This is a genomic window from Promicromonospora iranensis (assembly GCF_028994805.1).
Taxonomy (GTDB): domain Bacteria; phylum Actinomycetota; class Actinomycetes; order Actinomycetales; family Cellulomonadaceae; genus Promicromonospora; species Promicromonospora iranensis.
In genome coordinates this window covers 133,589-159,277 of sequence record NZ_JAJQQP010000011.1, presented here as the reverse complement: position 1 = coordinate 159,277, position 25,689 = coordinate 133,589, and the positions used below count along the sequence as shown (strand labels likewise).

Genomic DNA, 25,689 nt, shown 5'->3' with positions numbered 1-25,689 from the left:
CACGACAGGAGAAGAGCAATGGCTGAGCTGACGATCCGGCCGGACGAGGTCCGGGCCGCACTGGACAGCTTCGTGAAGTCCTACGAGCCCCAGGAAGCGGTCGCCGAGGAGGTGGGCCGCGTCGCGTACGCAGCGGACGGCATCGCCCGCGTCGAGGGCCTCCCGGGCGTGATGGCCAACGAGCTGCTGCGCTTCGAGGACGGCACGCTCGGACTCGCGCAGAACCTGGACGTCCGCGAGATCGGTGTGGTCGTCCTGGGCGAGTTCACCGGCATCGAGGAGGGCCAGGAGGTCCGTCGTACCGGTGAGGTGCTGTCGGTCCCCGTGGGCGAGGGTTACCTCGGCCGCGTGGTCGACCCGCTGGGTACTCCCATCGACGGCCTCGGCGCCATCGAGACGGAGGGCACCCGTGCCCTCGAGCTGCAGGCGCCCGGCGTCATGCAGCGCAAGTCGGTGCACGAGCCGCTGCAGACCGGCATCAAGGCGATCGACTCGATGATCCCGATCGGCCGTGGTCAGCGTCAGCTGATCATCGGTGACCGCCAGACCGGCAAGACGGCGATCGCGGTCGACACGATCATCAACCAGAAGGCGAACTGGGAGACCGGGGACCCGAAGCAGCAGGTGCGCTGCATCTACGTCGCCATCGGCCAGAAGGGTTCGACCATCGCCGCCGTGCGTGGCGCCCTCGAGGAGTCCGGCGCCCTGGAGTACACGACGATCGTCGCGGCTCCGGCGTCCGACCCGGCAGGCTTCAAGTACCTCGCGCCGTACACCGGTTCGGCCATCGGCCAGCACTGGATGTACCAGGGCAAGCACGTCCTGGTCATCTTCGACGACCTGTCGAAGCAGGCCGAGGCCTACCGTGCCGTGTCGCTGCTGCTGCGCCGCCCGCCGGGCCGCGAGGCCTACCCGGGTGACGTCTTCTACCTGCACTCCCGTCTGCTCGAGCGTTGTGCGAAGCTCTCGGACGAGCTGGGCGCGGGCTCGATGACCGGTCTGCCGATCATCGAGACCAAGGCGAACGACGTCTCGGCGTACATCCCGACGAACGTCATCTCCATCACGGACGGTCAGATCTTCCTGCAGTCCGACCTGTTCAACGCCGACCAGCGTCCCGCCGTGGACGTCGGTATCTCGGTCTCCCGAGTCGGTGGTGACGCGCAGATCAAGGCGATGAAGAAGGTCTCCGGCACGCTCAAGCTGGAGCTGGCGCAGTTCCGCTCGCTCGAGGCGTTCGCGATGTTCGCGTCCGACCTCGACGCGGCGTCCCGCGCACAGCTGCAGCGCGGTGCCGTCCTGACGGAGCTGCTCAAGCAGCCCCAGTACTCGCCGTACGCGGTCGAGGACCAGGTCGCGTCCGTGTGGGCCGGCACCAAGGGCAAGCTCGACGACGTCGCGGTCGAGGACGTCAAGCGGTTCGAGTCCGAGCTGCTGGACCACCTGCGCCGCAAGACCGACGTCCTGGAGACGATCCTCAAGTCCGGGAAGCTGGAGCCCGACACGGAGGAGGCGCTGAGCGCCGCCGTGGAGGACTTCCGGGCGGGCTTCCAGAAGGGCGACGGCACGCCGCTCGTCGGTGGCAGCACCGAGGACGGCCCCGTCGACGTCGAGCAGGCGCAGATCGTCGTCAAGAAGAAGGCCTGACCCGTGGCCGGTGGAGCTCAGCGCATCTACAAGGCGCGGATCAAGTCGACGCAGTCGCTGAAGAAGATCTTCCGCGCGCGTGAGCTGATCGCCGCGTCCCGCATCGGCAAGGCTCGCGCGGCGGCAGCGGCGGCAGCGCCGTACGCACAGGCGATCACCCGCGCGGTGTCGGCTGTCGCGTCGCACACGGACGTCGACCACCCGCTCACGCAGGAGGAGGGCGGCAACCGCGCAGCGGTGCTCGTCGTCTCCTCCGACGCGGGCATGGCCGGTTCCTACCCGATGGCGATCGTCCGCGAGGCCGAGAAGCTCGTCGGGCAGCTGACGGCCGAGGGCAAGGAGGTCGTGCTCTACGTGGCCGGCCGCCGCGCGATCGCGTACTACACGTTCCGTGGGCGGGAGATCGCCAAGAGCTGGTCGTACGGTTCGGAGAAGCCGACGCCCGAGGCGGCGCAGGACATCGCCGAGACGCTGCTCGAGGTGTTCCTCGCGGAGGAGGCCGACGGCGGTGTCAGCGAGATGCACGTGGTCTCCACGCTGTTCGTGAACATGGTGACGCAGCGCGCCCGCGTGGTGCGCATGCTGCCGCTCGAGGTGGTCGAGGGCGTGTCCGAGGCCGACGAGCACGAGGCCCTGCCGCTCTACGACTTCGAGCCGTCGCCCGAGGCCGTGCTGGACGAGCTGCTCCCGCGGTACGTGCAGCAGCGCATCTACGCGATGCTGCTCGACGCCGCCGCGTCCGAGCTCGCTGCGCGTCAGCGGGCCATGCACACGGCGACCGAGAACGCCGAGGACCTGATCCGCACGTACACCCGACTGGCCAACCAGGCACGTCAGGCGGACATCACCCAGGAGATCAGCGAGATCGTCTCCGGTGCCGACGCCCTGGCGTCCTGAACCGACCGTTAAGACTCCCCGCCGGAGGACCCTCCGGCCCACCGAAGCGAGGCAAGTATGACCGCCACCACCGTGGAACCCACGGTCGAGCACACGAGCGGCCCCGGCACCGGCCGGGTCGCTCGGGTGATCGGACCCGTCGTGGACATCGAGTTCCCCGATGACGCGATCCCTGAGATCTACAACGCGCTGACCGTCGAGATCGACCTGTCCGGCAAGGGCGAGAACAAGTCCGTGCTGACGCTCGAGGTCGAGCAGCACCTGGGTGACTCCCTGGTGCGCGCCATCGCCCTGAAGCCGACCGACGGCCTCGTCCGCGGCGCCGTGGTGACCGACACGGGCGAGCCCATCAGCGTGCCCGTCGGTGACATCACCAAGGGCCGGGTCTTCAACGTGACCGGCGACGTCCTGAACCTCGCCGAGGGCGAGAAGTTCGAGGTCACCGAGCGCTGGCCGATCCACCGCAAGGCGCCGGCCTTCGACCAGCTCGAGTCGAAGACCACGATGTTCGAGACGGGCATCAAGTCCATCGACCTGCTCACCCCGTACGTCCAGGGTGGAAAGATCGGTCTCTTCGGTGGTGCGGGCGTCGGCAAGACGGTCCTCATCCAGGAGATGATCCAGCGTGTGGCCCAGGACCACGGTGGTGTGTCGGTGTTCGCCGGTGTCGGTGAGCGCACCCGTGAGGGCAACGACCTGATCGCCGAGATGGACGAGGCCGGTGTCTTCGACAAGACGGCCCTCGTCTTCGGCCAGATGGACGAGCCGCCGGGCACGCGTCTGCGCGTGGCCCTGTCGGCCCTCACGATGGCGGAGTACTTCCGTGACGTGCAGCAGCAGGACGTGCTGCTCTTCATCGACAACATCTTCCGCTTCACGCAGGCCGGTTCCGAGGTCTCCACGCTGCTCGGCCGTATGCCGTCCGCCGTGGGCTACCAGCCGAACCTGGCCGACGAGATGGGCCTCCTCCAGGAGCGCATCACCTCGACGCGTGGTCACTCCATCACGTCGCTGCAGGCCATCTACGTGCCTGCTGACGACTACACCGACCCGGCACCGGCGACGACGTTCGCCCACCTGGACGCCACGACCGAGCTCTCCCGAGAGATCGCGTCGAAGGGTCTGTACCCGGCGATCGACCCGCTGGCCTCGACGTCCCGCATCCTCGACCCGCGCTACGTGGGCCAGGAGCACTACGACGTGGCGACCCGCGTGAAGTCGATCCTGCAGCGCAACAAGGAGCTGCAGGACATCATCGCCATCCTCGGTGTGGACGAGCTCTCGGAAGAGGACAAGACGGTCGTCGCGCGTGCGCGTCGCATCGAGCAGTTCCTCTCCCAGAACACGTACATGGCCGAGAAGTTCACGGGTGTGGTGGGCTCGACGGTGCCTCTGTCGGAGACCATCGAGGCATTCAAGAAGATCGCTGACGGTGAGTTCGACCACATCGCCGAGCAGGCCTTCTACAACATCGGTGGACTTGAGATGCTCGAGGAGAACTGGGCACGGATCCAGAAGGAGTACGGGGCCTGACGCCTCGCACACCTCCCCCCGTGCGTGATGCCGCCCTGCCGGGCATGCCACAATCAGGCAACCCGGCAGGGGCGGCATCTCGCCCGCTACATCGGAAGGAGCTCTCGTGGCAGAGCTGAGCGTGGACCTCGTGTCCAGGGACCGTAAGGTCTGGAGCGGTGCGGCGACCCAGGTGACCGCGCCGTCCGCGGACGGCCAGATCGGCATCCGAGCGAACCACACGCCGCTGCTGGCTGTGCTCCGCCCGGGCGCGATCAAGGTGGACACGGCTGCGGGGCCCGCCGTCGAGGCGCAGGTCACCGGTGGTTTCCTGTCCGTGGACAACAACCTCGTCACCCTGGTGGTCGACGAGATCTCCCTGGTCTGAGGGAGAGCGCGAGTGCCGGGCGTCATCTGGATCGCGATAGCGGTGCTCGGCGCGCTCGCGCTGGTGCTCGCACTGGGTATCTCCCGGCTGCGGACGCTTTCCCGCAGGGTAGGTTCGTTCAACTGCAGTGCCCGGCCGACCGGGAACCCTGAGGGTTCCTGGACGCCGGGCATCGCGCAGTACGCGGTGGGCCGGATCGAGTGGTGGCGGTGCTGGTCGCTGTCGCCCCGTCCGGCCCGCACGTGGTACCGGGAGCGGCTCATGGTGACCGGCCGCACCCCGCTCGACCCGGACGAGCGTGGTCAGGGTGACCACTACCTCGTCCAGTGCCGGTACGACGGGCTCGACTTCGAGCTCGATCTCGCCGCCGGCGACTACTTCGGCCTCGCCTCCTGGCTCGAGGCCGCCCCTCCCGGACGACAGGATCTGGTTCTCTGATGCGGCTGGTCGTGGCCGACTGCTCCGCCCTCTACACGGGCCGCCTGACCGCGATGCTCCCGCCGGCTACCCGGCTGCTCGTGGTCAAGGCTGACGGAAGCGTGCTGATTCACTCCGACGGCGGTTCGTACAAGCCGCTGAACTGGATGAGCCCGCCGTGCACGCTCGCCGTGCGCGAACCGTCCGAGGAGGCCGCCGAGCGCGGCGTCACCGAGGTGTGGACGGTGCAGCACGCCAAGTCGGACGACCGGCTCGAGGTCGAGCTGTTCACCGTGCACCACGACTCCGCGCACGACCTGGGCATCGACCCCGGCCTCGTGAAGGACGGCGTCGAGGCCCACCTGCAGGAGCTGCTCGCCGAGCAGATCGCCCTGCTGGGCGCCGGGCACACCCTGGTCCGCCGGGAGTACCCCACCGCCATCGGGCCGGTGGACATCCTCGCGCGGGATGGCTCGGGCTCCACGGTCGCCGTGGAGATCAAGCGCCGTGGCGACATCGACGGCGTCGAGCAGCTCACGCGGTACCTGGAGCTGCTGAACCGCGACCCGATGCTGGCTCCCGTCCGCGGCGTCTACGCCGCCCAGGAGATCAAGCCGCAGGCGCGCGTGCTCGCCAAGGACCGCGGCATCGCGACGCTCCTGCTGGACTACGACGCGATGCGCGGCGTGGACGACCCGGAGTCCCGCCTCTTCTGACCCTCGACCACCGCTCACAACAAAGCGGGTTGGTCAGGCGGGCGGGAGAGGTGTCACCGACCATGCGGCGGTCGGGGCCTCGCGGATCACCGCGTACCCGCCCGGGGCCACGACGATCCCCGCGTCCGTCGGGCTGTCCGTGACGAGGTCGTGTCCCGGGCCGGCCACCCGGACCGGCTGGTCGCCGTGGTGCAGCAGGAAGAGATACGTGGCCTCCGCGCCGCGGCGGCGGATCGCCTCGACACCGGTGCCGGCCGCCTCCGGGACCACCGGGCGCACGTCGTGCTCCGCGAGCAGCGCCGCGACGAACCCGTCCCACGACTCCTGGACCATCCGCGTCGAGACGTACGTCGCGGCGCCGTCCCCGACACGACGGCGCGTGACGGCCGGCAGGCCGGCGAGGGGCCCCTCGGCGTAGGCGGCGACGATGTCCGCCCGGGGCGGGTCCATCCGCTCGGTCCACTGCTCGACGACGGACCCGTCGCTGAGCTCCTGCGTCTCGTCCGGGGCGAGTGGAAGGTGCTCGGTGACCCGGACGCCCAGCAGCTCACGGAGCCGGCCCGGGTAGCCGCCGGGGGCCACGCGCTGGTGCTCGTCCGCGACGCCGGTGAACCGCCCGACGACGAGGTGCCCACCGGCATCGACGTACCGGGTCAGCCACGTCACGGTGTCGGCGTCCAGGGCCATCAGGGTCGGCACGAACAGCACCCGGTAGCGGGTGACGTCGGCACCGGGACGCACGAAGTCGACGGCGACCCCGGCACGCCACAGGGCGCGGTGCGTCGCACGGACCTCGGTCGTGTAGTCGAGCTCGTCGTTCGGCAGGTGCGGCGTCTGGAGCGACCACCGGCCGTTGGCGTCCCACAGGACCGCGACGTCGGCCTCGACCACCGGCCCGGTCCGGGGCGGCTCCGCGATCTCCTGGAGCCGGCCGAGGAGCGCTCCGAGCTCGACCACGCCCTCGTACGTGCGGCTCTGCGGGCCCACGTGCGGCACCATCGCGCTGTGCCACGTCTCGGAGCCGCCGGCCGACGCCCGCCACTGGAAGAACAGGGCACCCTGGGAACCCCTGGCGACGTAGCCCAGGGAGTTGCGGATCATGCGGTCGGGGTCCTTGAAGGCCTGTCGTGCACCGTCCCGGATACCGGCCGCGCTCTGTTCCATGAGCAGCCAGGGTCCGCCGCCCCAGGCACGGGTCAGGTCGGCGCCGTACGCGACGTGGGCCTCGCCGTCCGGCCCGGGCGTGTCGAGATAGTGGTCGACGGAGGCGAGGTCCAGCTGTTCGCTCCAGTCCCACTGGTTGAGGTGGTCCCAGGTGGGCAGCATGAAGTTCGTCGTGACCGGAGCGGTCGAGCCGGCCGTGCGGATCTCGTCCCGCTGCTCGGTGCACGCCGTGAGCATCTCGTCGGAGCAGAACCGCTTGAAGTCCACCGCGTGGGCCGGGTTGGCCAGGTACTGCGTCGTGCGCGGCGGCAGGATCTCCTCCCAGTCGTCGTACCGCTGGGACCAGAACGCCGTGCACCAGGCGTCGTTCAGCGCCTCGAGCGAGGTGTACCGCCCCTGGAGCCAGCGGCGGAAGGCGGCCGCGGCGTGCGGGCCGTGGTCGATCGTGCCGTACTCGTTGTGCACGTGCCAGCCACGCAGGCGCGGGTGGTCGCCGTACCGCTCGGCGAGGAACCGCGCGACGCGGCGGGCCGCCTGGCGGTAGGCGGGTGCGCTGATCGCGTACGTGTCGCGCGAGCCGTGGGAGACGTAGGTCCCGTCGGCGCGTACGGGCAGGGCGTCCGGGTGCGCCCGGGTGAACCACGGCGGCGGGGACGCGGTGGGTGTCGCGAGGAAGAACCCGATCTCGTTCGTGTCGAGGAGCGCGACGACGTCGTCCAGCCAGCCCGGCTCGAACTCCCCCTCACGCGGCTCGAGCACGGCCCACGAGAACACCCCGATGGTCACGGTGTTCACGCCTGCTCGGCGCATGAGCGCCATGTCCTCGGCCCAGACCTCGCGCGGCCACTGCTCGGGGTTGTAGTCGCCGCCGAAGAGCAGGCGGTCGGGTACGAAGGGAACCGTCATGGGTCGTCCTCGGGTCGGTGGTGGGTGGGTCGGTGGAGCGGAGGGTCGGCGGCGGCCGCCGTCAGCGGCCGAGCTCGCCGGCCCAGTGGGCGCGGTCGGGCAGGACGGCGTCGAGCTCGGGCCAGATGTCGTCCGGCACGTCGGTGTCGGCCCATGCCCTGACCTGGCTGAGCTGGGCGACGCTCGTCACGCCGACGATCGTCCCGGCGACCCTCGGGTCGCGGTCGCCGGACCGCAGCGCCAGCGCGCCCACGGGGAGCCCTGCCGCACGGGCGATCGCCCGGATCCTCAGGACCGCGTCCTGCTGGACGGGGTCGACGTCGCGGTAGTGGTAGTGGCGCACCGGTCCGTCGTCGTCGGCGAGGGCGCCGCCGCCGAACGGGGCGGCGTTGAGGACGCCCACACCACGGTCGGCGCAGTCGTCGAGCAGGGTCTCGGCCGACCGGTCCAGGAGCGTGAGGCGGTTGTGCGTCACGACCGCCTCGAACTCACCGGTGCGGACGTACTGGCGCAGGAGCCCGATCGGTCCGCCGGCGACCCCGAGGTGCTCGATGACGCCCGCATCGCGCAGCTCGAGCAGGGCGCGGACCGGCCCGTCGGGCGCCATGGCGTCGGCGAAGGCCATGCGCTCCGGGTCGTGGAAGTGCGCCAGCGGCAGCCGGTCGAGGCCCAGGCGGTCGAGGGACTCGGTGACCGAGGCGCGGACCCGGGCGCCCGAGAAGTCGCTGGTGCCGGGCGCGGGATCAACCTTGGTGAACACCTGCACGGCACCGCCTGCCGTGTCGCCCGGTCCCGCGAGGGCAGCGCCGATGAACGCCTCCGCGTCGCCGTACTCGTTGCTCGTGTCCCACGTGCGCCAGCCGGAGGCGGCCGCGGCGCGCAGCACGGCGACCGCACCAGCGGCGTCGAGCCGACGACCGATCCCGGAGGTTCCCAGCACCACGGAGGGCACGCGCAGGCCGGTCGTCCCCAGCGGCCGCTCGTCCAGGGCGCTCATCCCTTGAGCCCGCCGCTGATCAGGTCGAGGCGCCAGTAGCGCTGCAGCACGAGCATCATCGCGACGAGCGGGATGATCGCCACCGCCGACCCGATGATGGCCAGGCTGTAGAGCGACGGCGTCCCGGAGCCCTTGGACAGCAGCGTGTACAGGCCGACGGTGAGCGGGTACATCCGCTCGTCCGACAGCATGATGAACGGCAGCAGGAAGTTGTTCCAGATACCCACGAACTGCAGCAGGAAGATCGTCACCATGCCGGGCACCATCATCGGCAGGGCGACGGAGACGAAGACGCGTGCGTCGTTCGCGCCGTCGATGCGCGCGGCCTCCATCGTCTCGGTCGGCACGGCCGACACGGCGTAGACCCGCGCCAGGAAGATGCCGAACGGCGAGATGAGGCACGGCAGCAGGACCGACCAGTACGTGCCGGCCAGGCCGATCTTCGACATCAGCAGGTACTGCGGGATGGCCAGCGTGATGCCCGGCAGCAGCACGCCCCCGAGGATCGCGTAGAAGGCGACCTGGCGTCCCGGGAAGTCGTACTTGGCCAGCGCGTAGCCGGCCATCGTCGAGACGAGGGTGCACGCGACCGCGCCCACGCCCGCGAACACGAGGCTGTTGAGCGCCCACTGCGCGTACTGGCCGTCGCCGTACGCGAACAGGTCGCCCAGGTTCTCGACCAGCCCCGTGCCGGGCAGGAAGGTGAAGGTCGAGAAGAGCTCGGAGCTGGACTTGGTCGAGGCGACCAGCACCCAGACCACGGGGACCAGGCAGTACAGGGCGCCGAGGACCAGGACCACGGACGGCAGGATCGCGCCGCGCCGGCTCGCGGGGCGGGGGCGTGGGCGGTCGGCGGCGAGGCGCCGGACGCCCGCGGGGCGCGGGGTGGTGACGGTGCTCATCAGGACTCTCCGAACGAACGCTTCTGCGTCAGGCGCAGCAGGATGACCGACACGACGAGCGTGCCGAGAGCGAGGGCGACCGACGACGCGGCGGCGAGGGACAGGTTGTCCCGGGTGAAGGCGTCGCGGTAGATCATCATCAGCGGCACCCAGGTCTGGGAGATCTCGCTCGTCATCGGCCGGAGCGTGGTGGGCTCGCCGTACACCTGGAGCGTGCCGATGAGGGCGAACAGCCCGGTCAGGACCAGAGCCGGCGCGACCAGCGGGATCTTGATCCGGTAGGCGATGTCCCACTCGCTCGCCCCGTCGAGTCGTGCCGCCTCGTACACGTCCGCGGGGATACCGCGCAGCGAGGTGTACAGGATGATCATGTTGAAGCCGACGCCGCCCCAGATCGCGATGTTCGCGACCGCCGGGAAGAGCATCGGGCCGTGCAGCACGTCGAGGCCGCCGAGGCCGACCCGTTCGAGGACCCAGGTGCCCGGGCTCGTCGAGGGCAGGTAGAGGAAGCCCCACAGGAGCGTGGCCACGACACCCGGTACTGCGTACGGGATGAAGATCGCGGTGCGGGAGAACCGCGCGCCCCGCACGCGCGGCAGGTCGAGGAGCAGGGCGAACGTCAGCGCCAGCCCCAGGGTGAGGGGGACGGCGATGATGCCGTAGATCGCGAGGCGGCCGAGCCCGGCGAGCAGCTCGGGGTCGGTGAACGCCGCGACGTAGTTGTCCAGCCCCACCCACGTCTCCTGGCGGACGCCGAACGGGCCGCCGCCCGCCATGCGCATCCCTCGGAAGCTCAGGTAGATCGCGTAGCCGATCGGGATCGCGAGGAAGGCGACGAACAGCAGCGCCGCAGGCAGGAGGAAGAGGAACGGGGCGCCCCAGCGTCGGCGCGCACGGCGGTACGCGAGCGTGGGCGGGTCGGTGACGGCGCTCATGGCGGGCTGCTCCTTCGCAGGCCTGGTGCCGGCGTCGCCGCCGGCCCGGGATGTCACTTCTGGGTGACCTCGAAGCCGGTGGTCTCCATGTCTTCGACCACCTCGGCCTCGGTCGTGGTCAGGGCGTCGCGCAGGGGCGTCCCGTCCGTGACCGCCGTCGACATCGCGTCCTGGAACGCGCTCGACGCGACGTTGACGTTGGGTCCCCAGCTGATCTCCGGGATCGTGCTCCGGGTGATCTCCGCGGCGGTCTCCCAGTAGTCCTTCTGCTGCGGCATGAGCAGGGGCGGGTCGCTCTCCAGGGTCAGCTCCTGGCCGGCGAGCGACGCGGGGTACTGACCCTGCTCGATCTGGGCCGCCGACGCCTCGTCGGCGGTGCCCATCCACCGGGCGAACTCCGCGGCGGCCTCCGCGTGCTCCGTGGACGTCGTCACCACGACGGCGGAGCCGCCCTGGAACCCGACCGCCGAGCTGCCCTCGTCCCACCGGGGGAGCGGGGCCATCGCCCAGTCGCCCGCGCTCTCCTCGGCGACGCCGTAGAGCACGCCGGCGGCCCAGAGGCCTGCCGGCCACGAGAGCACCTCGCCCTTGTTGACCTTCGCGTTCCACTCGGGAGTGAGCAGGGGCTCGGCCAGCACCAGGTCGCGGTCGATGAGGTCCTGCCAGTAGTCGGCCACCGCGACGGACGCGTCGTCGTCGAAGTCCACCGTCCAGGTGTCGCCGTCGACGGACCACCACTCCGCGCCCGCCTGCTGCGCGAACCCGGCGAACCCGCCGAACTCGGCCGGGGCGAAGGTGGTGATGTACGAGTCGGGGTCGGCCTCGTGGACCTTCTCCGCCGCGTCGGCGAACTCCTCCCAGGTGGTCGGGACCTCGATGCCGAGCTCGTCGAACTGCGCCTGGTTGTAGGTCAGCGCCTGGGGCCCCGCGTCCTGCGGCACCCCGTAGGTGGCGCCGTCGAAGGTGACCTGGCTCCACACGCCCGGGGCGAACTCCTCCTCGAGCCCGTCGGCGTGCTCGGAGATGTCCGCGGCGACCCCGGCCACGATCATCGCCGGCAGGGTGTTGTACTCGACGATCGCGACGTCGGGGGCGTTGCCCGCCCGGGTCGCGGTCACCAGCTTGGCCGACGAGTCGGTGCCGCCACCGGCGTCGGTGCGCTTCACCTGGATGTCCGGGTGGGCGGCGTTCCAGGCGTCCACCATGGGCTGCTGCGCCGTGCCCCACGCCCAGTAGTCGAGGGTGATGGGGCCGTCGGCCTCAGCATCGGCACCTCCCGAACCGGAGCCCGAGGAGCAGCCGGCGAGCGCGAGGGCGACTGCGGAGAGCGTGGCCATGACCGGGATAGTCCTGCGCATCATTCACATCTTCCTTGACGTGCGGTGAACGCCCTCGCGGCTGTGCGAAGCGCTTCGATGAATAGGTAGCATCATTGCCAGGCGCCCAGTGGGCTGTCAAGGCCTGTCCCACCTGGAGATCGCCGGTTGCTGGGCATCACCGGCCGAGCTCAACGGCGTCATGGAAGTCATCCACCGTCGAAGCGGTTGCGCAGCCGCGGACGTCTCCGGGCAGGTCAGACGGCTGTACGTCGCGACGACCGCCCCTGCCCATGGCCCTGGCAGGATGTCCGCATGACTGATTCCGGTGCTCTCGTGGTGCGCGGCCGCCTGGTCCGGCCCTCCTCGGTGGTGGACGACGGCGTCGTCGTCGCCTCGGGCGGTCGGGTCACGTTCGCCGGCTCGGTGTCCGACGCCCTGGCGACCGGCTACGGCCCCGCCGTCGAGACGGTGCAGCCCGCCCCCGACACGTACGTGCTGCCCGGTCTCGTGGACCTGCACAACCACGGCGGGGGCGGCGTCTCGTTCCCGGACGTGACCACTGCCGACGAGGCGCTGGTGGGCGTGCTCGAGCACCGCCGCCACGGCACGACCGCCCTGCTGGCGTCGCTCGTGACGGCCCGGCCCGAGGTGCTGCTGAAGCGCGCGGCGGTGCTGGCCGAGCTCGCGGTGGCCGGCGAGATCGAGGGCCTGCATGCCGAGGGGCCGTTCCTGTCGCACCGTCGCCGGGGCGCACACAACCCGGCTGACCTGCAAGAAGGCAGCACTACGCTGGTCCGGGACCTGGCCGAGGCGGCTCACGGGTTCCTCCGCACCATGACCATCGCGCCCGAGGTGCCCGGCGTGACCGGTCCCGGTGGTGTCGCCGAGGCACTGGTCGACGTCGGCGTGCTGCCCTCCCTGGGGCACACGGACGGCAGCACCGAGCAGGCCGAGGCGCTGATCGCGCAGGTGACGGAGGCCCTGGCCGCTGCGGGCAGCGCCCTCGGACCGATGACGGCCACGCACCTGTTCAACGGGATGCGGCCGCTGCACCACCGGCAGCCGGGCCCCATCGCCGCCTGCCTGGCGGCGGCGGCCCGCGGTGCCATGGTCGTCGAGCTCATCGGCGACGGCGTCCACCTCGACGCCGCGACGGTCCGTTCGGTGTTCGACATGGTGGGGACCGACCAGGTGGCCCTGGTGACCGACGCGATGGCGGCGGCAGGCATGGCCGACGGTCGCTACGAGCTGGGTCCCATGTCGGTGGCGGTGCTCGACGGCGTCGCCCGCGTGGTGCCGGAGGCGGACTCGTCCGCCGTGCAGGCGGAGGGGCCGATCGCGGGCGGCACCGCGCACCTGATCGACGTCGTGCGCTGTGCCGTGGCCGCGGGCGTCCCCCTGCCCGACGCCGTGCGGTCCGCGACTGCCGTGCCTGCCCGCGTCCTGGGGCTGGCCGGTGAGGTCGGCTGCCTGGAGCCCGGTGCCCGCGCCGACGTCCTGGTCACCGACGGGGACCTGCGCCCGCTCCGTGTGGTCCGCCACGGGGTCGACGTCGCCACCACGTAGCGGGCCACGGAAGGCGTCGGATCGCGCGCAACGGCCACGCGAGTTGACGTCGTCGTCGCCGCCGCGTAACCGGCCGCTGTTAGCGTGCCGGACATGACGGCTCCCGTGTTCCAGCCCGGCCAGACGGTAGTGCGCCGCGAGATCATGCGGGGCGAACCATGGATAGCGATCCCGCAGGTGTGTGTCCAGGACGACGGCGACCTGCTCGTCACCTACACCCCTGGCGGCACCCCGATGGTGTACCCCGAGACCGGTGTGTTCCCGGTGGGGGAGCATCCGTGGAAGCTCTCGGGCAGCACGCACTGGCGCGGCCACGGCCGGCTCGAGCTGCACTGGGCCGGGGTGGAGCACTCCCTCTTCCTGTTCTGGGCCGGCCCCGGACGTGCTTTCCAGGGCTGGTACTTCAACCTCGAGGACGCGCCCCGCCGCACCCCCGTCGGGTTCGACACGCTCGACCACGAGCTGGACGTCTGGTGGGGAGCCGACGCCGAGACCTACGAGTTCAAGGACGTCCCCGAGTTCGAGGAGACCGGACCGGCGCGCTACCCCGGCCGTATGGACCAGATCCGCGCCGAGGGCGACCGGATCGCTCGCCTGCTCGACGCCGGCGAGCTCTGGTGGGACAAGGCCTGGGCCGACTGGACGCCCGACCCGGCGTGGCAGCCCCGCGAGATCCCTGCCGGCTGGGCGAGCGTGCCGTTCGAGGCACGCTGAGCCTCGACGCGCCGTCGGTGATATCACCCGGGCATCGGCGGGGTATTCCCGGTGGCATGGCGGTTGCAGGGCGTTACGGTCGGACCGTGTCTTCTTCCCCGCCCCTCCCCAGGCCCGTTCCCGATCCCGTAGACCGCCCCGCTCCCGGCACCGCCCTGCCGGTCCACGAGTGGCCCGTGGCGACCGAACGCCTCAGCCTCCGCCCGGTGGTGGCCGACGACGCCGAGGCGTTTCTCGGCTGGCGCTCGCGCCCCGACGTGGTGCAGTTCATGTACCAGCCCCCGTGGGACCTGCCGACGGCCGAGACGAAGCTCCGCACCTGGTCGAGCGCGCCGTTCGACGAGGTGGGTGACGTCCTGGTGCTGGCGATCGAGGTCGACGGCGCCGTCGCCGGGGAGGCGATGCTCAAGTGGGCACCGGGCCCGCGCCAGGCGGAGCTCGGCTACGCGCTGCACCCCGACGTGAGCGGGCGGGGCCTCGCGACCGAGGCTGCCCGCGCCACCCTGGAGCTCGCCTTCACCCGGTACGGCTTCCACCGGGTGTACGCGCGGATCGACGAGGAGAACGCCGCCTCGGTCCGCGTGGCCGAGCGGCTCGGCATGCGTCGCGAGGCGCACCTCCTGGAGAACGACCTGCGCGACGGCGTCTGGTCCAACGAAGTGATCTACGCCCTCCTCGACCGCGAGCTCTCGTAGCCCGCGGTCGAGGAGCCCGGCTCAGTCGACGGTGAGCTCGGCCCGCACCCGGAGGTCTCCGGCCGACGGCCCGGTCGCGACTCCGTAGGTGCCGGGCTGCAGCACCATGGCGCCGTCGTGCCGGACGGCGAGCGCGCCCAGGTCCAGCGGGACCGGGACCTCGGCGCGTGCGCCGGGCTCCAGCCGGACGCGGGCGTACCCGAGCAGCTGCCGCGCCGCCGCGGGTACCGGCAGGTCGGGCGACAGCCCGTGGACGGCGACGAGCTCGTCCACGGGCCGGTCCCCGGAGTTGTGCACGGTGACGACCGCGGTGGTGTCGCCGTCCTGCACCAGTCGCAGGCCCTCGTACCCGACGGTCGTGTAGCTCAGCCCGTGCCCGAACCAGTAGGCGGGCTCGTCCGCCAGGTGCCGGTAGGTGACGCCCTGGCGGGCGACGTCGTAGTCGAACAGGTCGCCGGCCTGGGCCTCGCTCGCCGGCCAGGTCTGCGCGAGCCGTCCGTACGGCTCCGCGTCCCCGGACAGCACGTCGACCAGTCCGTGCCCGGCCTCCTGCCCGCCGTGCGAGGCCCAGACGAGCGCGCCGCGTGCGCCCTCGGTGCCGGGCAGGCCCGGTCCGAGCACGTACGGGTACGACGACGTGAGCACCAGCACGGCTGCCGGGCAGGCCTCGCTGGCGACGCGCCAGATCTCGGCCATCGAGCCGGGGAGCTCGAGGCTGTTCCGGTCCTCGGTCTCGCGTCCGCCCAGGTGGGGGTCGTTGCCGGCGGCCACGAGCACGACGTCCGCCCGTGCCGCGGCCCGCGCGACCTCCGCCTGCCCCGAGGCGACCGTGCGCCACGTGAACCGCTCGGCGTCCGCCAGGCGGGTGCCGTCGGCGGCCAGCAGGCCGGAGCCGCGCTGCACCCGCACCCATCGTCCGCTCGCCACGTGGTGCAACGACCACGTGCCGTCGGCGTGGTGGTGCCGCCGGAACGACTCCTGCACCACCCAGCCACCGACCCGTTCGGCGTCGGCCCGCAGGATCCAGCCCGCACCCGTCAGGAGGCGGCCCGAGGCCACCGAGCCGAAGGTGAGCAGCCCGTCGCCCCAGTCGGTCACGTCGAGGTGGGTCTCCTGGCCCGCGCCGGACGCCGAGACGGTCACCTCGCCGTCGGCGGCGACCGTCACGTAGCTACCCGTCGACGCCGCGCGCAGGGCCACCCGGTCCGACCCGTCGGCGACCTCCACGACGGCGTCGGGGTACCGGTCGGCGACGGCACGGGCCAGCGAGACCGCATACGGCGGGGTGCCGGAGTACCAGTCCGTCAGCACCCGGTCGGCCAGCGGCCCGACGACAGCGATGCGCTCGGGCGCCCGGAGCGGCAGCGTCCCGTCGTCGTGCAGCAGCACCACGGACTTCGCCGCTGCCTCGCGGGCCAGCAGGCGGTGCTCGGGCAGGTCGATGGCCTCGGGCCCGATGGCCGCGTACGGGTCCGCCGCCCCGTCGAGCTCGCCCGTACGGATCCGCAGCTCGAGCATGCGCAGGGCCGCGACGTCGACGTCGTCCTGCGACAGCAGGCCGGCAGCCAGTGCCTCGCGGAGGCGGTCCAGCGTGACGGAGGCGTCCGCGTCGTTGTCCGTGAACGAGTCCAGGCCGGCGCGCACCGCCGCCGCGTGGGACTCGACGTGGGTGGCGAAGGCCCGCTGGACGGAGACCAGGAACGTGGGCGCGCCGGCGTCGGACACGACGGCCACCGACCCGGGGGCCCACGACCGCAGCTCGGCCAGGAGGTCGCCGGACGTATGGGCCGGGACCCCGTTGACCAGGTTGTACGAAGGCATGACCGCCCCCGCCACCCCCGCCTCGATCGGGCCGCGGTAGGCGGGCAGCTCGTACTCGTGCAGGGTGCGCTCGGACAGGTTGGACGACGTCGCCGAGCGGTCGGTCTCGTTGCCGTACCCGAGGAAGTGCTTCAGGGCGGGCACCGTCTTCCAGACCGTCGGGTGGTCCCCCCGCAGGCCGCGGCAGTAGGCGGTGGCGAGCTGGGACACGAGCCGTGGCTCCTCGCTGTAGCCCTCCTCGCCCCGGCCCCAGGCAGGGTGCCGCAGCGGGTTCACGACGGGCGCCCAGACGTTCAGGGAGACCGCCGGGTCCTCGGCGTGCTTGGCCCGCAGCTCGGTGGCGACCAGGTCGCCGAGCCGGCGGAGCAGGTCGGTGTCCCAGGTGGCGCCGAGCCCGACGGGCTGGGGCAGCACCGTCGCGCGGCCCAGCCACGCGACGCCGTGCAGCGCTTCGGCGCCCGTGTGGAAGGCGGCGAGACCCAGCCGTTCGATCGGAGGCTGGTGCTGGTGCAGCAGGCCCAGGCGCTCGTCGGGTGTGAGACGTTGCAGGAGGTCACGGGCCCGGTCGGCGAGCGGGACCGTAGGGTCACGGAAGAGGGGCTTGGTCTCGTGTGGCACGTTGTCCTCGAAACGGTTCAATGATCCGACGCTCGCCGTTTCGCAGCCGCGCCGGTGCGGTCACGGTGGAGGATACGCCACGCGAACGGCTCAGATACTGGGCAGTCACGCCGGAACAGCACGATCGGGTTAAAGAACCGGACAAGTCATTGCCACCTCTTGCGGCCTTGCCCTACTGTTCTGACATCGACGGAGGTCGAAGCGCTTCGACGTATTCGCTTCCTCTTCGCCGGGTCCGGGCACACTGACGTGCCTCGCTGTCCACAAAGGAGTGAAATGCCATGACAGCACCTCTGCTGACCGGTCGGCTGGACCGTCGGTCGTTCCTTGGTTTCCTCGCAGTCGGCGCCGGTGTCATCGGCGTTCCGTCCCTGCTCACCGGGTGCAGCACCTCCGGTGGTGGCCCCGCCGTCGAACCGGGGACCGTGACCGCGTCGAACCTGCCCAGCTACGTGCCGATCGAGTACGTGAAGCCGGACTTCCCCAGCGTCAACGGCTCCACCGCCGGCTACGCCAGCATCCCCGAGGAGCTCGTCACCGCCTTCGAGACCCCGCCCGGGGCCGGCGGCGCCTACACGGCCATGACGCCGCTGTGGAGCACCATCCCGTCCACGCAGGGCAACGAGTACTTCGACGCCGTGAACGAGGCCATCGGGACGACCATCGAGTTCCAGATCTCGGACGGGAACACCTACGGGGACAAGCTCGCCGCCGTGCTCGCGTCCGCCAAGGACGTGCCCGACTGGGTGTCCGTGCCCACCTGGAACATCCCGCCGCGGTTCGGCCAGGCCGTCGACGCCCTGTTCCAGGACCTCACGCCCTTCCTGGCGGGTGACAAGGTGAAGAAGTACAAGAACCTCGCCAACCTCCCGACCGACGCGTGGCGGTTCGGCGTGTTCAACGACAAGCTCTACGCGCTGCCGTTCCCCGGCGACGTCATCAACAACGCGATCTTCCACCGGGCGGACATCTTCGCCGAGCTGGGCATCGACACCGCGCCGACGACGGCCGACGAGCTGCTCGAGCTGGCCAAGGAGGTGACCGACCCGGGCAAGAAGCGCTGGGGCGCGAACGACATGTGGGTCGCGGCGAACATCATGTTCGCGGTGCCGCCGTCGGACCGCTGGAAGCTGGACGACGCGGGCAAGCTGATCCACCGCATCGAGACCGAGGAGTACCGGGCTGCCCTGGAGTGGCAGATCAAGCTGTACGAGTCGGGTGCCGTGCACCCGGACGCCGTGGCCGACCGGCCCGAGGCGGCGAAGCCGAACTTCGAGTCCGGCGCCGTCCTCATCACCACCGACGGCGTGGGCGGCTGGCACGAGGCGCTGGGCCGGATGCAGGCGACGAACCCGGACTACGACCAGCGTCCGTTCCCGTTCTTCGCGGCCGACGGCGGCGAGCCGGCGCTGTGGAAGGGGAGCCCGGTCAACATCTTCTCGTTCCTCAAGAAGACCGACGACACGGCGCGGATCGAGGAGCTGCTCGCCGTCGCGGACTTCCTGGCGGCGCCCTTCGGCACCGAGGAGTTCCAGCTCATCAACTACGGCGTGGAGGGCACGCACTACACCCTCGACGAGGACGGTCTGCCCGTGCCGACCGACCGCGCCGCCACGGAGGTCGCGCAGTCCTACATCTTCCTGGTGGACCCGCCGGTGGTGAACGCCAAGGTGCAGTACCCCGGTTTCGTCGAGGCGTTCTGCACCTGGCAGGCCGAGGCCGCTCAGTACCTGGTCGAGGACCTGTTCTACGGCATGCAGATCACCGAGCCCGCCCAGTACGCCTCGCTCAAGACCCCGTTCGAGGACCTCGAGAAGGACATCGCGCGCGGACGCAAGAGCATGGCCGACCTCGACGACGCGGTGGCGACGTGGAGCAGCTCCGGCGGTGAGGAGCTGCGCGCTTTCTACCAGGAAATCCTGGACAAGAAGTGAGCGTCGCGAGCTCCACGGCGAGCACCGAGGACACTACCGGGGCCCCGGACGCCGGGGGCACCGCTGCGGGCATGGCGAGCACACCGCCACCGCCGTCGGCTCCCGGAGCCGGCGGCGTGCCGCGCCGCAAGATCCCCTGGACCACGCGGATGCGGCGGGACCGCTCCCTGCTGATCATGGTGGCGCCGGCGGTGCTGCTCCTGGCCGTGTTCGCCTACGTCCCCATGGCCGGCAACGTGGTGGCCTGGCAGGACTACTCGCCGTACGTCGGCATCCGGAACAGCCCTTTCATAGGGTGGGCCAACTTCGAGCGCGTGTTCACCAACCCGCTGTTCCTCGACGCGGTGGCGAACACGCTGGTCATCACCGCGTTCCAGCTCGTGTTCTTCTTCCCGGTGCCGATCGTGCTGGCGCTGCTGCTGAACAGCGTCCTGACACCCGGCCTGCGCACGACGATCCAGTCGATCGTGTACCTGCCGCACTTCTTCTCCTGGGTGATCGTCGTGACGATCTTCCAGCAGATCTTCGGCGGGGCCGGGGTGCTCGCGAGCAGGATGCGCGACGCGGGGTACACGGGCTTCGACCTGATGACCAACCCGGACACGTTCCTGCTGCTCATCACCGCGCAGTCCGTCTGGAAGGACGCCGGCTGGGGGATCATCATCTTCCTCGCGGCGCTCGCGACGGTGGACCCCCAGCTCTACGAGGCCTCGGTGGTCGACGGCGCGGGCCGGTGGCGCCGGATGTGGCACGTGACGCTGCCGGCGATGCGGCCGGTGATCATCCTGCTGCTGATCCTGCGGCTGGGCGACTCGCTCACCGTCGGGTTCGAGCAGCTCATCCTCCAGCGCGGCGCGGTCGGGGTCGATGTCGCGGAGGTGCTCGACACATTCGTCTACTACCAGGGCGTCGTGAACGGCGACTGGGCCTTCGCGGCGGCCGCCGGGCTCGTCAAGGGCCTGGTCTCGCTCGCCCTGGTCCTCGGAGCCAACAAGCTCGCCCACCTCGTGGGCGAGGCGGGGGTGTATCAACGCGCATGAGAATCGAATCCGAGACAGTCGCCGAGAAGCCGGTGCGGAAGCTGCCGCACCGCCGCTCCGACCGGTACCGCGCCCTGCTGCGCGGCAAGAACCGCCCGGTCTGGGAGGAGGACCCCAACCCGCTGGGGCTCGTCGTCAAGGGTGTGGCGCTCCTGCTCATCGTGCTGACCGTGCTGTTCCCCCTGTACACGGTGGTGCTCACGAGCCTCTCCACCCAGGCGGACGTCGTCCGGTCCGGGGGCCTGGTCATCGTGCCGGGTGGCCTGTCGCTCTCCGCCTACACCCAGATCCTGTCCGGCGGGATCGTCACGCGGGCCACCATCGTGAGCATCGGGATCACGGTCGTCGGTACCGTGCTCTCCACCACGGTGTCCGTGCTGGCGGCGTACGGGCTCAGTCGGCCGGGCTCCTTCGCCCACCGGCCGTTGCTGTTCCTCTTCCTCATCACCATGTTCTTCGGTGCGGGGATGATCCCGACCTATCTGCTGGTGAGCAACCTCGGGCTCATCGACAGCTACTGGTCGCTCATCCTCCCGGGGGCGGTCAGTGCGTTCAACGTGCTGATCCTGCGGGCGTTCTTCATGGGCGTCGACCGTTCCATCACGGACGCGGCCCGGATCGACGGCGCGGGGGACTGGCGCATCCTGGGCCAGATCGTCCTGCCCATGTCGAAGGCCGTGGTGGCGGTCGTCGCGCTGTTCTACGGCGTCGGCTACTGGAACGCGTTCTTCAACGCGATGCTCTACATCAACGACAACGCGAAGTGGCCGCTGCAGCTGGTGCTGCGGTCCTACGTGCTGCAGGGGGTGACGCTCCCGGGCAGCGGCGTGGGCCAGGTCGACATCGACGACGGCGCGGTGACCGGCCTGCCCGTGAAGATGGCGGTCATGGTGCTCGCGATCATCCCGATCCTCGTGGTGTACCCGATGGTGCAGCGGCACTTCACGAAGGGCGTGATCTTCGGGGCCATCAAGGGGTGAGCCGCCAGGGGCGCCCGCCGTCAGCCGTGCACGGCGGCGGGCCCGTATGCCGAGCTCTCGCGCTCGGTGAGCACGGGGGCGAGCAGCCTCGTCTCGGACGGCTGCTCGCCCTCGAGGCGCGTCATCACCATGTCCACGGCCACCTTGCCGATGTCCTCGGCGGGCAGGTCGATGCTGGTCATGGGGATCCGCTGCGAGAGGGCGACGTCCGTGGGGCAGACCGCCACCACGGACATGTCGGTGCCGACCACGGCTCCGCGCTCCGCGAGGCGGGCCAGCACGTGGGGGAGCGCACCCTCGTTGTGCACGATGATCCCCGTGGTCTCCGGGGCGGTGGCCAGCAGCGTGTCCACGGCCTCCGAGGCGCCCGACGGCGTGGAGTCGCACGCCTCCACCTTGACCCGCACGCCCGAGCTCTTCGCCTGGTCGCGCAGACCGCGCATGAGCCGCTCGGCGTAGGACGTGTGCCGTCGCAGCACCTCGGGCGGGGAACCGATGAGCGCGACGTCGGTGTGGCCGGCCTTCACGAGGTGCCGGACCGCGAGCCGGCCGGCGGCCTCGAAGTCGAGGTCCACGCAGCTCAGCCCTTCCGGGTCCTGCGGCAGCCCGATGAGCACCGTGGGCTGCTTGGCGGCCGCGACGAGGGGCACCCGCGGGTCGTCCGCCTCGATGTCCATCATGACCAGGGCATCGACCATGGAGCCGCTGGTCACCCGGTCGAGGCCGCTCACGTCGTCCTGGGTCAGCAGCAGCACGTCGTGGTCGAAGTCCCGCGCGCGCGTCACGACACCCGCGACGAACTGCATGATGACGGGCACGCTCACCCCCACGCGCAGGGGCGCCATGAGGGCTATGACGTTGGTGCGGGACGAGGCGAGCGCCCGCGCCCCGGCGTGCGGCCGGTAGCCGAGCTTCTCGATCGCGCGCTCGACACGTGCTCGTGTCGGCGCGGAGATGGGCCGCTTGCCCGACAGCACGTAGGACACGGTGGAGGTCGAGACCCCCGCCGCCTTGGCGACGTCGTCGATCGTAGCCACGGTGCTCCTCTCGAATCGTTACCGCAGTGTGCCCTAGAAGTGTGCGCGGTGCGGTGGCAGGTCGTGCGCGTGGGGCTCAGGGCACACCAGTGTGCCGTATACCAGGTAAGCGCTTCGATAGAAGCCTAGCCCAATTGTCCTAAGACGGCACTGGACACCTACGGGGCACTGGGGTTAGCGTGTTGAAACGCTTCGACGATCGTGACGCAGAGGTCGGGTCGCGGGTGGCAATGCAGCCCACCGACGTCGAGCACCGAGCCCGTGACCGGGCTCTGCGAATCAAGGAGACATGCAATGAAGCACCAGCGGACCATGACTGCCGTAGCGGCCGCGATGGCCGGCGCCCTGGCCCTGACCGGCTGCACCGGTCAGAGCGGTGGCGGCGGTGGCGACACCGATGACAGCACCCTGACGATCTGGCACTACGAGAACGACGACTCGGCGATGGGCAAGGCCTGGGCCGAGGCCATCGAGATCTTCGAGGAGGAGAACCCCGACGTCACGGTCGACGTCGAGAAGCAGACGTTCGAGCAGATCCAGAAGAACGCCAAGATCGTGCTCACGGGCAACGACGTGCCCGACGTCATGGAGTTCAACAAGGGCAACGCGACGGCGGGCCAGCTCGCCGCGCAGGGCCTGCTCACCCCGCTGACCGACGCCGCCACCGAGCGCGGCTGGGACGAGAAGCTGACCGGCTCGCTGGCCACCACCGCGACGTACGACGAGCAGGGCCTCATGGGTTCCGGCGAGTGGTACGGGGTGCCGAACTACGGCGAGTTCGTCGGCGTCTACTACAACAAGGACATGTTCGCCGAGCACGGGCTCGAGGAGCCGACCACGCTCGACGAGTTCGAGGACGTCCTGGCCGCCTTCAAGAAGGAGGGCATCACGCCGCTGGCCGAGGCCGGCGCCGAGTACCCGCTCGGCCAGCTCTGGTACGAGCTCGTGCTCGCCTACGGCGACCGCGCCCTCGTGGACGACTACCAGCTCTTCGCCAACGACGTCGACTTCCACAACGAGGCGATGACCCAGGCCACGGAGAAGCTCGACGAGTGGATCGAGAAGGGCTACATCGCCTCCGACTCCGCGGCCCTGACGGCCGAGGACATGGGCGTCTCGTTCATCGACGGCACCTACCCGCTCATGGTCAGCGGATCCTGGTGGTTCGGCCGTCTCGCGACCGAGGTCGAGGCCGACTGGGGACAGTTCAACTTCCCGGGCAACACCCTGCACACCGGCTCGTCCGGCAACCTCTGGGTGGTCCCCGCGAACGCCGACTCCCCGAGCCTCGCCGAGGAGTTCATCGACATCACGCTCCGGCCCGAGGTCCAGAACATCCTCGCCGTCGAGGGCGGCCTGCCCGTCGCGGGCGACGCCTCGGTCATCGAGGACGAGCGCACGCGCGAGCTCACGGAGAACTTCCAGGCGATCCTCGACGAGGACGGCCTCGCGTACTACCCGGACTGGCCGGTGGCCGGCTACTACGACGTGATCGTCAGCGAGCTGCAGTCCCTGGTCAACCGGTCCAAGACCCCGGACGAGGTGCTGGACGGTCTCCAGAGCTCGTACGACGAGGGCAAGGCCGACCTGCTCGATGGCTGACAGCACCCTCACCGAACGGCGCTCGCGGGCCGCTGACGGCCCGCGAGCCCCGGGTGGTACGCCGCGCCGCCGTCGTCGGGCGGAGTGGGTGGCGTACCTGCCCTACCTGCTGCCAGGGGCGATCGCGTTCGCCGTGGTGATCGGGTACCCGCTCCTGACGAACGTGTACTTCAGCCTGTTCAAGTGGCGCGGCGGCATGGCGCCGCTGCGCTGGAACGGCCTGGGCAACTACGTGGACCTGCTGGGCGACGACAAGTTCTGGACGTCGTTCGGCAACTCGCTGGCGATGATCGTCGCGATGGTGCTGGTGCCGACGCTGCTGGGCCTCGTGCTCGCCGCCGTGCTGTTCGACTACCTCGGCCGGCGGTTCGGTGCGCGGGTCTCGTCGGTGCTGCGCGCCACCTACTACCTGCCGCAGATCCTGCCCGTCGCCGTGGCGGGCGTGCTGTGGAACTGGATCCTGAACTCCCAGACGGGCGCGCTCAACGCGATCCTGCGCGGGGTGGGCATCGAGTCGCCGCCCAACTGGCTCGGTGACCCCACGACAGCGCTGCCGTCGGTGATGCTCGTGCTGATCTGGGTCCAGATGGGCTACCCGGTGGTCATCTTCATGGCCGCCCTGCAGCGCGTGGACCCGGAGCTCTACGAGGCGGCCGAGCTCGACGGCGCCGGCTGGTGGGACCGGTTCCGGGCCATCACGGTGCCCCAGATCCGGCCCGAGATCTTCGTCGTGACCCTGACCTGCACGGTCGCGGCGCTCAAGGTGTTCGGACCGATCTACGTGCTCACCCGCGGCGGGCCGGAGAGCTCGACGCTCGTGCCGAGCTACTACTCGTACCTGAGCTTCTTCGACAAGTCCCAGGTCGGCTACGGGTCCGCGATCGCCACGGTGCTCACGCTCGTGATCGTCGTCGTGGCAGTGGTCATCCTCGGCCTGCAGAACCGGGCCGAACGACGTGAGAGGGAGGGGATCTGACATGGCACTCGCCACAGACGCGCGACCGGCCTCGCCGCCGGCCCAGGTGCGCACCACCGCCGTCGACTCCCGCTATCGCCGCGGCCCGGGCCGCTGGCTCGTGCTGGCCGCCGCGGTGCTCGTGGGCGTCGCGGTCCTCGCACCGTTCGGGATCATGCTGCTGAACGCGTTCAAGTCGCCGCAGGACTACGCGGCGAACGGGCCGCTGTCGTGGCCGTCCGGGCTGTACCTCGACGGGGTGGTGGCGTTCTGGGAGCGCACCGAGTTCCCGGTGAAGCTGTGGAACTCGTTCTTCATCTCCGCGGTCGTCGCCGTGCTCGGCGCGCTGCTGTCGCTGCTCAACGCCTACGCGATCGGCATCGGCCGGGTGAAGGGTCGGCTGTGGATCATCGCGCTGTTCCTGCTGGCGAACATGCTGCCGCAGGAGGCCCTGATCTACCCGCTGTTCACCATGGCGCAGGCGGTGGGGCTCTCGAACTCGCCGTGGTCGGTGATCATCATCTTCACCGTCATCCAGTCGGCGTTCGGCACCTATCTGCTGTCCTCGGTGCTGGGCACGTTCCCGAAGGCGCTGCTGGAGGCCGCGGCGCTCGACGGCGCGAGCCGGTGGCGCATCCTCTGGCAGGTCGTGTTCCCGATCGTGCGGCCGACGCTCTCGGTCCTGATGATCTTCTTCTTCATCTGGACCTGGAACGAGTTCTTCATCCCGCTGGTGATGCTGACCAGCAACGACACCCAGACCATCCCCATCGCCCTGGCATCGCTGCAGGGCGACCGGATGATGGACGCGCCGACGATCAACGCGGGCTCGCTCGTCTCCCTCGTGCCCGCCGTCGTGTTCTTCCTCATCTTCCAGCGCACCCTGACCCGGGGCGTGACCGCCGGGGCGGTCAAGTGACCGGGCGC

General features: G+C 70.6%; 22 protein-coding genes. 15 read left to right on the top strand and 7 right to left on the bottom strand.

Annotation, left to right across the window (positions count from 1 at the left end; translation table 11 throughout):
* The first annotated feature begins 18 nt into the window (after nt 1-18).
* The 6 genes from atpA (at nt 19) to nucS (ending at nt 5,577) form a co-directional block, all read left to right on the top strand.
* Nucleotides 19-1,647 (top strand): F0F1 ATP synthase subunit alpha, encoded by a 1,629-nt coding sequence (gene atpA / locus LUM46_RS19210; protein ID WP_274996123.1) that lies wholly within the window; start codon nt 19-21, stop codon nt 1,645-1,647.
* Between the two features lie 3 nt (nt 1,648-1,650).
* Nucleotides 1,651-2,544: a F0F1 ATP synthase subunit gamma gene (locus LUM46_RS19205; protein WP_274996121.1), complete on the top strand. Its 894-nt coding sequence runs from the start codon at nt 1,651-1,653 to the stop codon at nt 2,542-2,544.
* A 57-nt stretch (nt 2,545-2,601) separates the two neighbouring features.
* Complete coding sequence (atpD, locus tag LUM46_RS19200) at nt 2,602-4,077, top strand: F0F1 ATP synthase subunit beta (protein WP_274996118.1); 1,476 nt, start codon at nt 2,602-2,604, stop codon at nt 4,075-4,077.
* Nucleotides 4,078-4,183: 106 nt separating this feature from the next.
* Complete coding sequence (locus tag LUM46_RS19195; RefSeq protein ID WP_274996116.1) at nt 4,184-4,444, top strand: F0F1 ATP synthase subunit epsilon; 261 nt, start codon at nt 4,184-4,186, stop codon at nt 4,442-4,444.
* A gap of 12 nt (nt 4,445-4,456) precedes the next feature.
* On the top strand, nt 4,457-4,882 hold the full coding sequence (locus LUM46_RS19190; protein ID WP_274996114.1) for a DUF2550 domain-containing protein: 426 nt from the start codon (nt 4,457-4,459) through the stop codon (nt 4,880-4,882).
* Nucleotides 4,882-5,577, top strand: a complete 696-nt coding sequence (gene nucS, locus LUM46_RS19185; RefSeq protein ID WP_274996111.1) for an endonuclease NucS — start codon at nt 4,882-4,884, stop codon at nt 5,575-5,577. The genes LUM46_RS19190 and nucS overlap by 1 nt, the downstream gene beginning before the upstream one ends.
* Nucleotides 5,578-5,610: 33 nt before the next feature.
* Here nucS and LUM46_RS19180 read toward each other — a convergent pair whose 3' ends face one another.
* The 5 genes from LUM46_RS19180 to LUM46_RS19160 form a co-directional block, all read right to left on the bottom strand.
* Complete coding sequence (locus LUM46_RS19180) at nt 5,611-7,647, bottom strand: beta-galactosidase (RefSeq protein WP_274996109.1); 2,037 nt, start codon at nt 7,645-7,647, stop codon at nt 5,611-5,613.
* Nucleotides 7,648-7,708: 61 nt separating this feature from the next.
* On the bottom strand, nt 7,709-8,644 hold the full coding sequence (locus LUM46_RS19175; RefSeq protein WP_274996106.1) for an aldo/keto reductase: 936 nt from the start codon (nt 8,642-8,644) through the stop codon (nt 7,709-7,711).
* Nucleotides 8,641-9,546, bottom strand: a complete 906-nt coding sequence (locus LUM46_RS19170) for a carbohydrate ABC transporter permease (protein WP_274996102.1) — start codon at nt 9,544-9,546, stop codon at nt 8,641-8,643. The genes LUM46_RS19175 and LUM46_RS19170 overlap by 4 nt, the downstream gene beginning before the upstream one ends.
* Nucleotides 9,546-10,481 (bottom strand): carbohydrate ABC transporter permease, encoded by a 936-nt coding sequence (locus LUM46_RS19165; RefSeq protein ID WP_274996100.1) that lies wholly within the window; start codon nt 10,479-10,481, stop codon nt 9,546-9,548. Before LUM46_RS19165 ends, LUM46_RS19170 begins: the two co-directional genes overlap by 1 nt.
* Before the next feature lie 53 nt (nt 10,482-10,534).
* Nucleotides 10,535-11,842 (bottom strand): ABC transporter substrate-binding protein, encoded by a 1,308-nt coding sequence (locus LUM46_RS19160; RefSeq protein WP_274996098.1) that lies wholly within the window; start codon nt 11,840-11,842, stop codon nt 10,535-10,537.
* A 270-nt stretch (nt 11,843-12,112) separates the two neighbouring features.
* On the opposite strand from LUM46_RS19160, the gene LUM46_RS19155 reads away from it, so the two are divergent.
* The 3 genes from LUM46_RS19155 to LUM46_RS19145 all read left to right on the top strand — a co-directional run bounded on the left by LUM46_RS19155 (nt 12,113) and on the right by LUM46_RS19145 (nt 14,775).
* Nucleotides 12,113-13,366, top strand: coding sequence for an N-acetylglucosamine-6-phosphate deacetylase (locus tag LUM46_RS19155; protein WP_274996096.1), 1,254 nt, complete (start codon nt 12,113-12,115; stop codon nt 13,364-13,366).
* Nucleotides 13,367-13,459: 93 nt separating this feature from the next.
* Complete coding sequence (locus tag LUM46_RS19150) at nt 13,460-14,080, top strand: ribonuclease FAU-1 family protein (protein WP_274996094.1); 621 nt, start codon at nt 13,460-13,462, stop codon at nt 14,078-14,080.
* 176 nt (nt 14,081-14,256) lie between these two features.
* Nucleotides 14,257-14,775: a GNAT family N-acetyltransferase gene (locus tag LUM46_RS19145; RefSeq protein ID WP_274996092.1), complete on the top strand. Its 519-nt coding sequence runs from the start codon at nt 14,257-14,259 to the stop codon at nt 14,773-14,775.
* 21 nt (nt 14,776-14,796) lie between these two features.
* Here the strand turns inward: LUM46_RS19145 and LUM46_RS19140 are convergent, their stop codons facing one another.
* On the bottom strand, nt 14,797-17,214 hold the full coding sequence (locus LUM46_RS19140; protein ID WP_274996090.1) for a glycoside hydrolase family 3 C-terminal domain-containing protein: 2,418 nt from the start codon (nt 17,212-17,214) through the stop codon (nt 14,797-14,799).
* Nucleotides 17,215-17,495: 281 nt separating this feature from the next.
* On the opposite strand from LUM46_RS19140, the gene LUM46_RS19135 reads away from it, so the two are divergent.
* The 3 genes from LUM46_RS19135 (at nt 17,496) to LUM46_RS19125 (ending at nt 21,168) form a co-directional block, all read left to right on the top strand.
* Nucleotides 17,496-19,148: a type 2 periplasmic-binding domain-containing protein gene (locus tag LUM46_RS19135; protein ID WP_274996087.1), complete on the top strand. Its 1,653-nt coding sequence runs from the start codon at nt 17,496-17,498 to the stop codon at nt 19,146-19,148.
* A gap of 71 nt (nt 19,149-19,219) precedes the next feature.
* Nucleotides 19,220-20,188 carry an ABC transporter permease gene (locus LUM46_RS19130; RefSeq protein WP_274996275.1) on the top strand — a complete coding sequence of 323 codons (969 nt, stop codon included), beginning with the start codon at nt 19,220-19,222 and terminating at the stop codon, nt 20,186-20,188.
* A complete protein-coding gene (locus LUM46_RS19125) occupies nt 20,185-21,168 on the top strand; it encodes a carbohydrate ABC transporter permease (RefSeq protein WP_274996085.1) in 984 nt (327 codons plus the stop codon). The genes LUM46_RS19130 and LUM46_RS19125 overlap by 4 nt, the downstream gene beginning before the upstream one ends.
* A gap of 20 nt (nt 21,169-21,188) precedes the next feature.
* On the opposite strand, the gene LUM46_RS19120 is transcribed toward LUM46_RS19125, so the two are convergent.
* Nucleotides 21,189-22,205, bottom strand: coding sequence for a LacI family DNA-binding transcriptional regulator (locus LUM46_RS19120; RefSeq protein WP_274996083.1), 1,017 nt, complete (start codon nt 22,203-22,205; stop codon nt 21,189-21,191).
* 294 nt (nt 22,206-22,499) lie between these two features.
* Between LUM46_RS19120 and LUM46_RS19115 the strand changes: the two genes are divergently transcribed.
* Genes LUM46_RS19115 through LUM46_RS19105 form a run of 3 tightly spaced genes read left to right on the top strand, consistent with a single transcriptional unit; the run spans nt 22,500 to nt 25,681 of the window.
* Nucleotides 22,500-23,807, top strand: coding sequence for an ABC transporter substrate-binding protein (locus LUM46_RS19115; protein ID WP_274996080.1), 1,308 nt, complete (start codon nt 22,500-22,502; stop codon nt 23,805-23,807).
* On the top strand, nt 23,800-24,783 hold the full coding sequence (locus LUM46_RS19110; protein WP_274996079.1) for a carbohydrate ABC transporter permease: 984 nt from the start codon (nt 23,800-23,802) through the stop codon (nt 24,781-24,783). The genes LUM46_RS19115 and LUM46_RS19110 overlap by 8 nt, the downstream gene beginning before the upstream one ends.
* A gap of 1 nt (nt 24,784) precedes the next feature.
* The gene (locus LUM46_RS19105) at nt 24,785-25,681 is read left to right on the top strand and encodes a carbohydrate ABC transporter permease (protein ID WP_274996076.1); all 897 of its coding nucleotides are present in this window, start codon (nt 24,785-24,787) and stop codon (nt 25,679-25,681) included.
* Nucleotides 25,682-25,689: the final 8 nt, after the last annotated feature.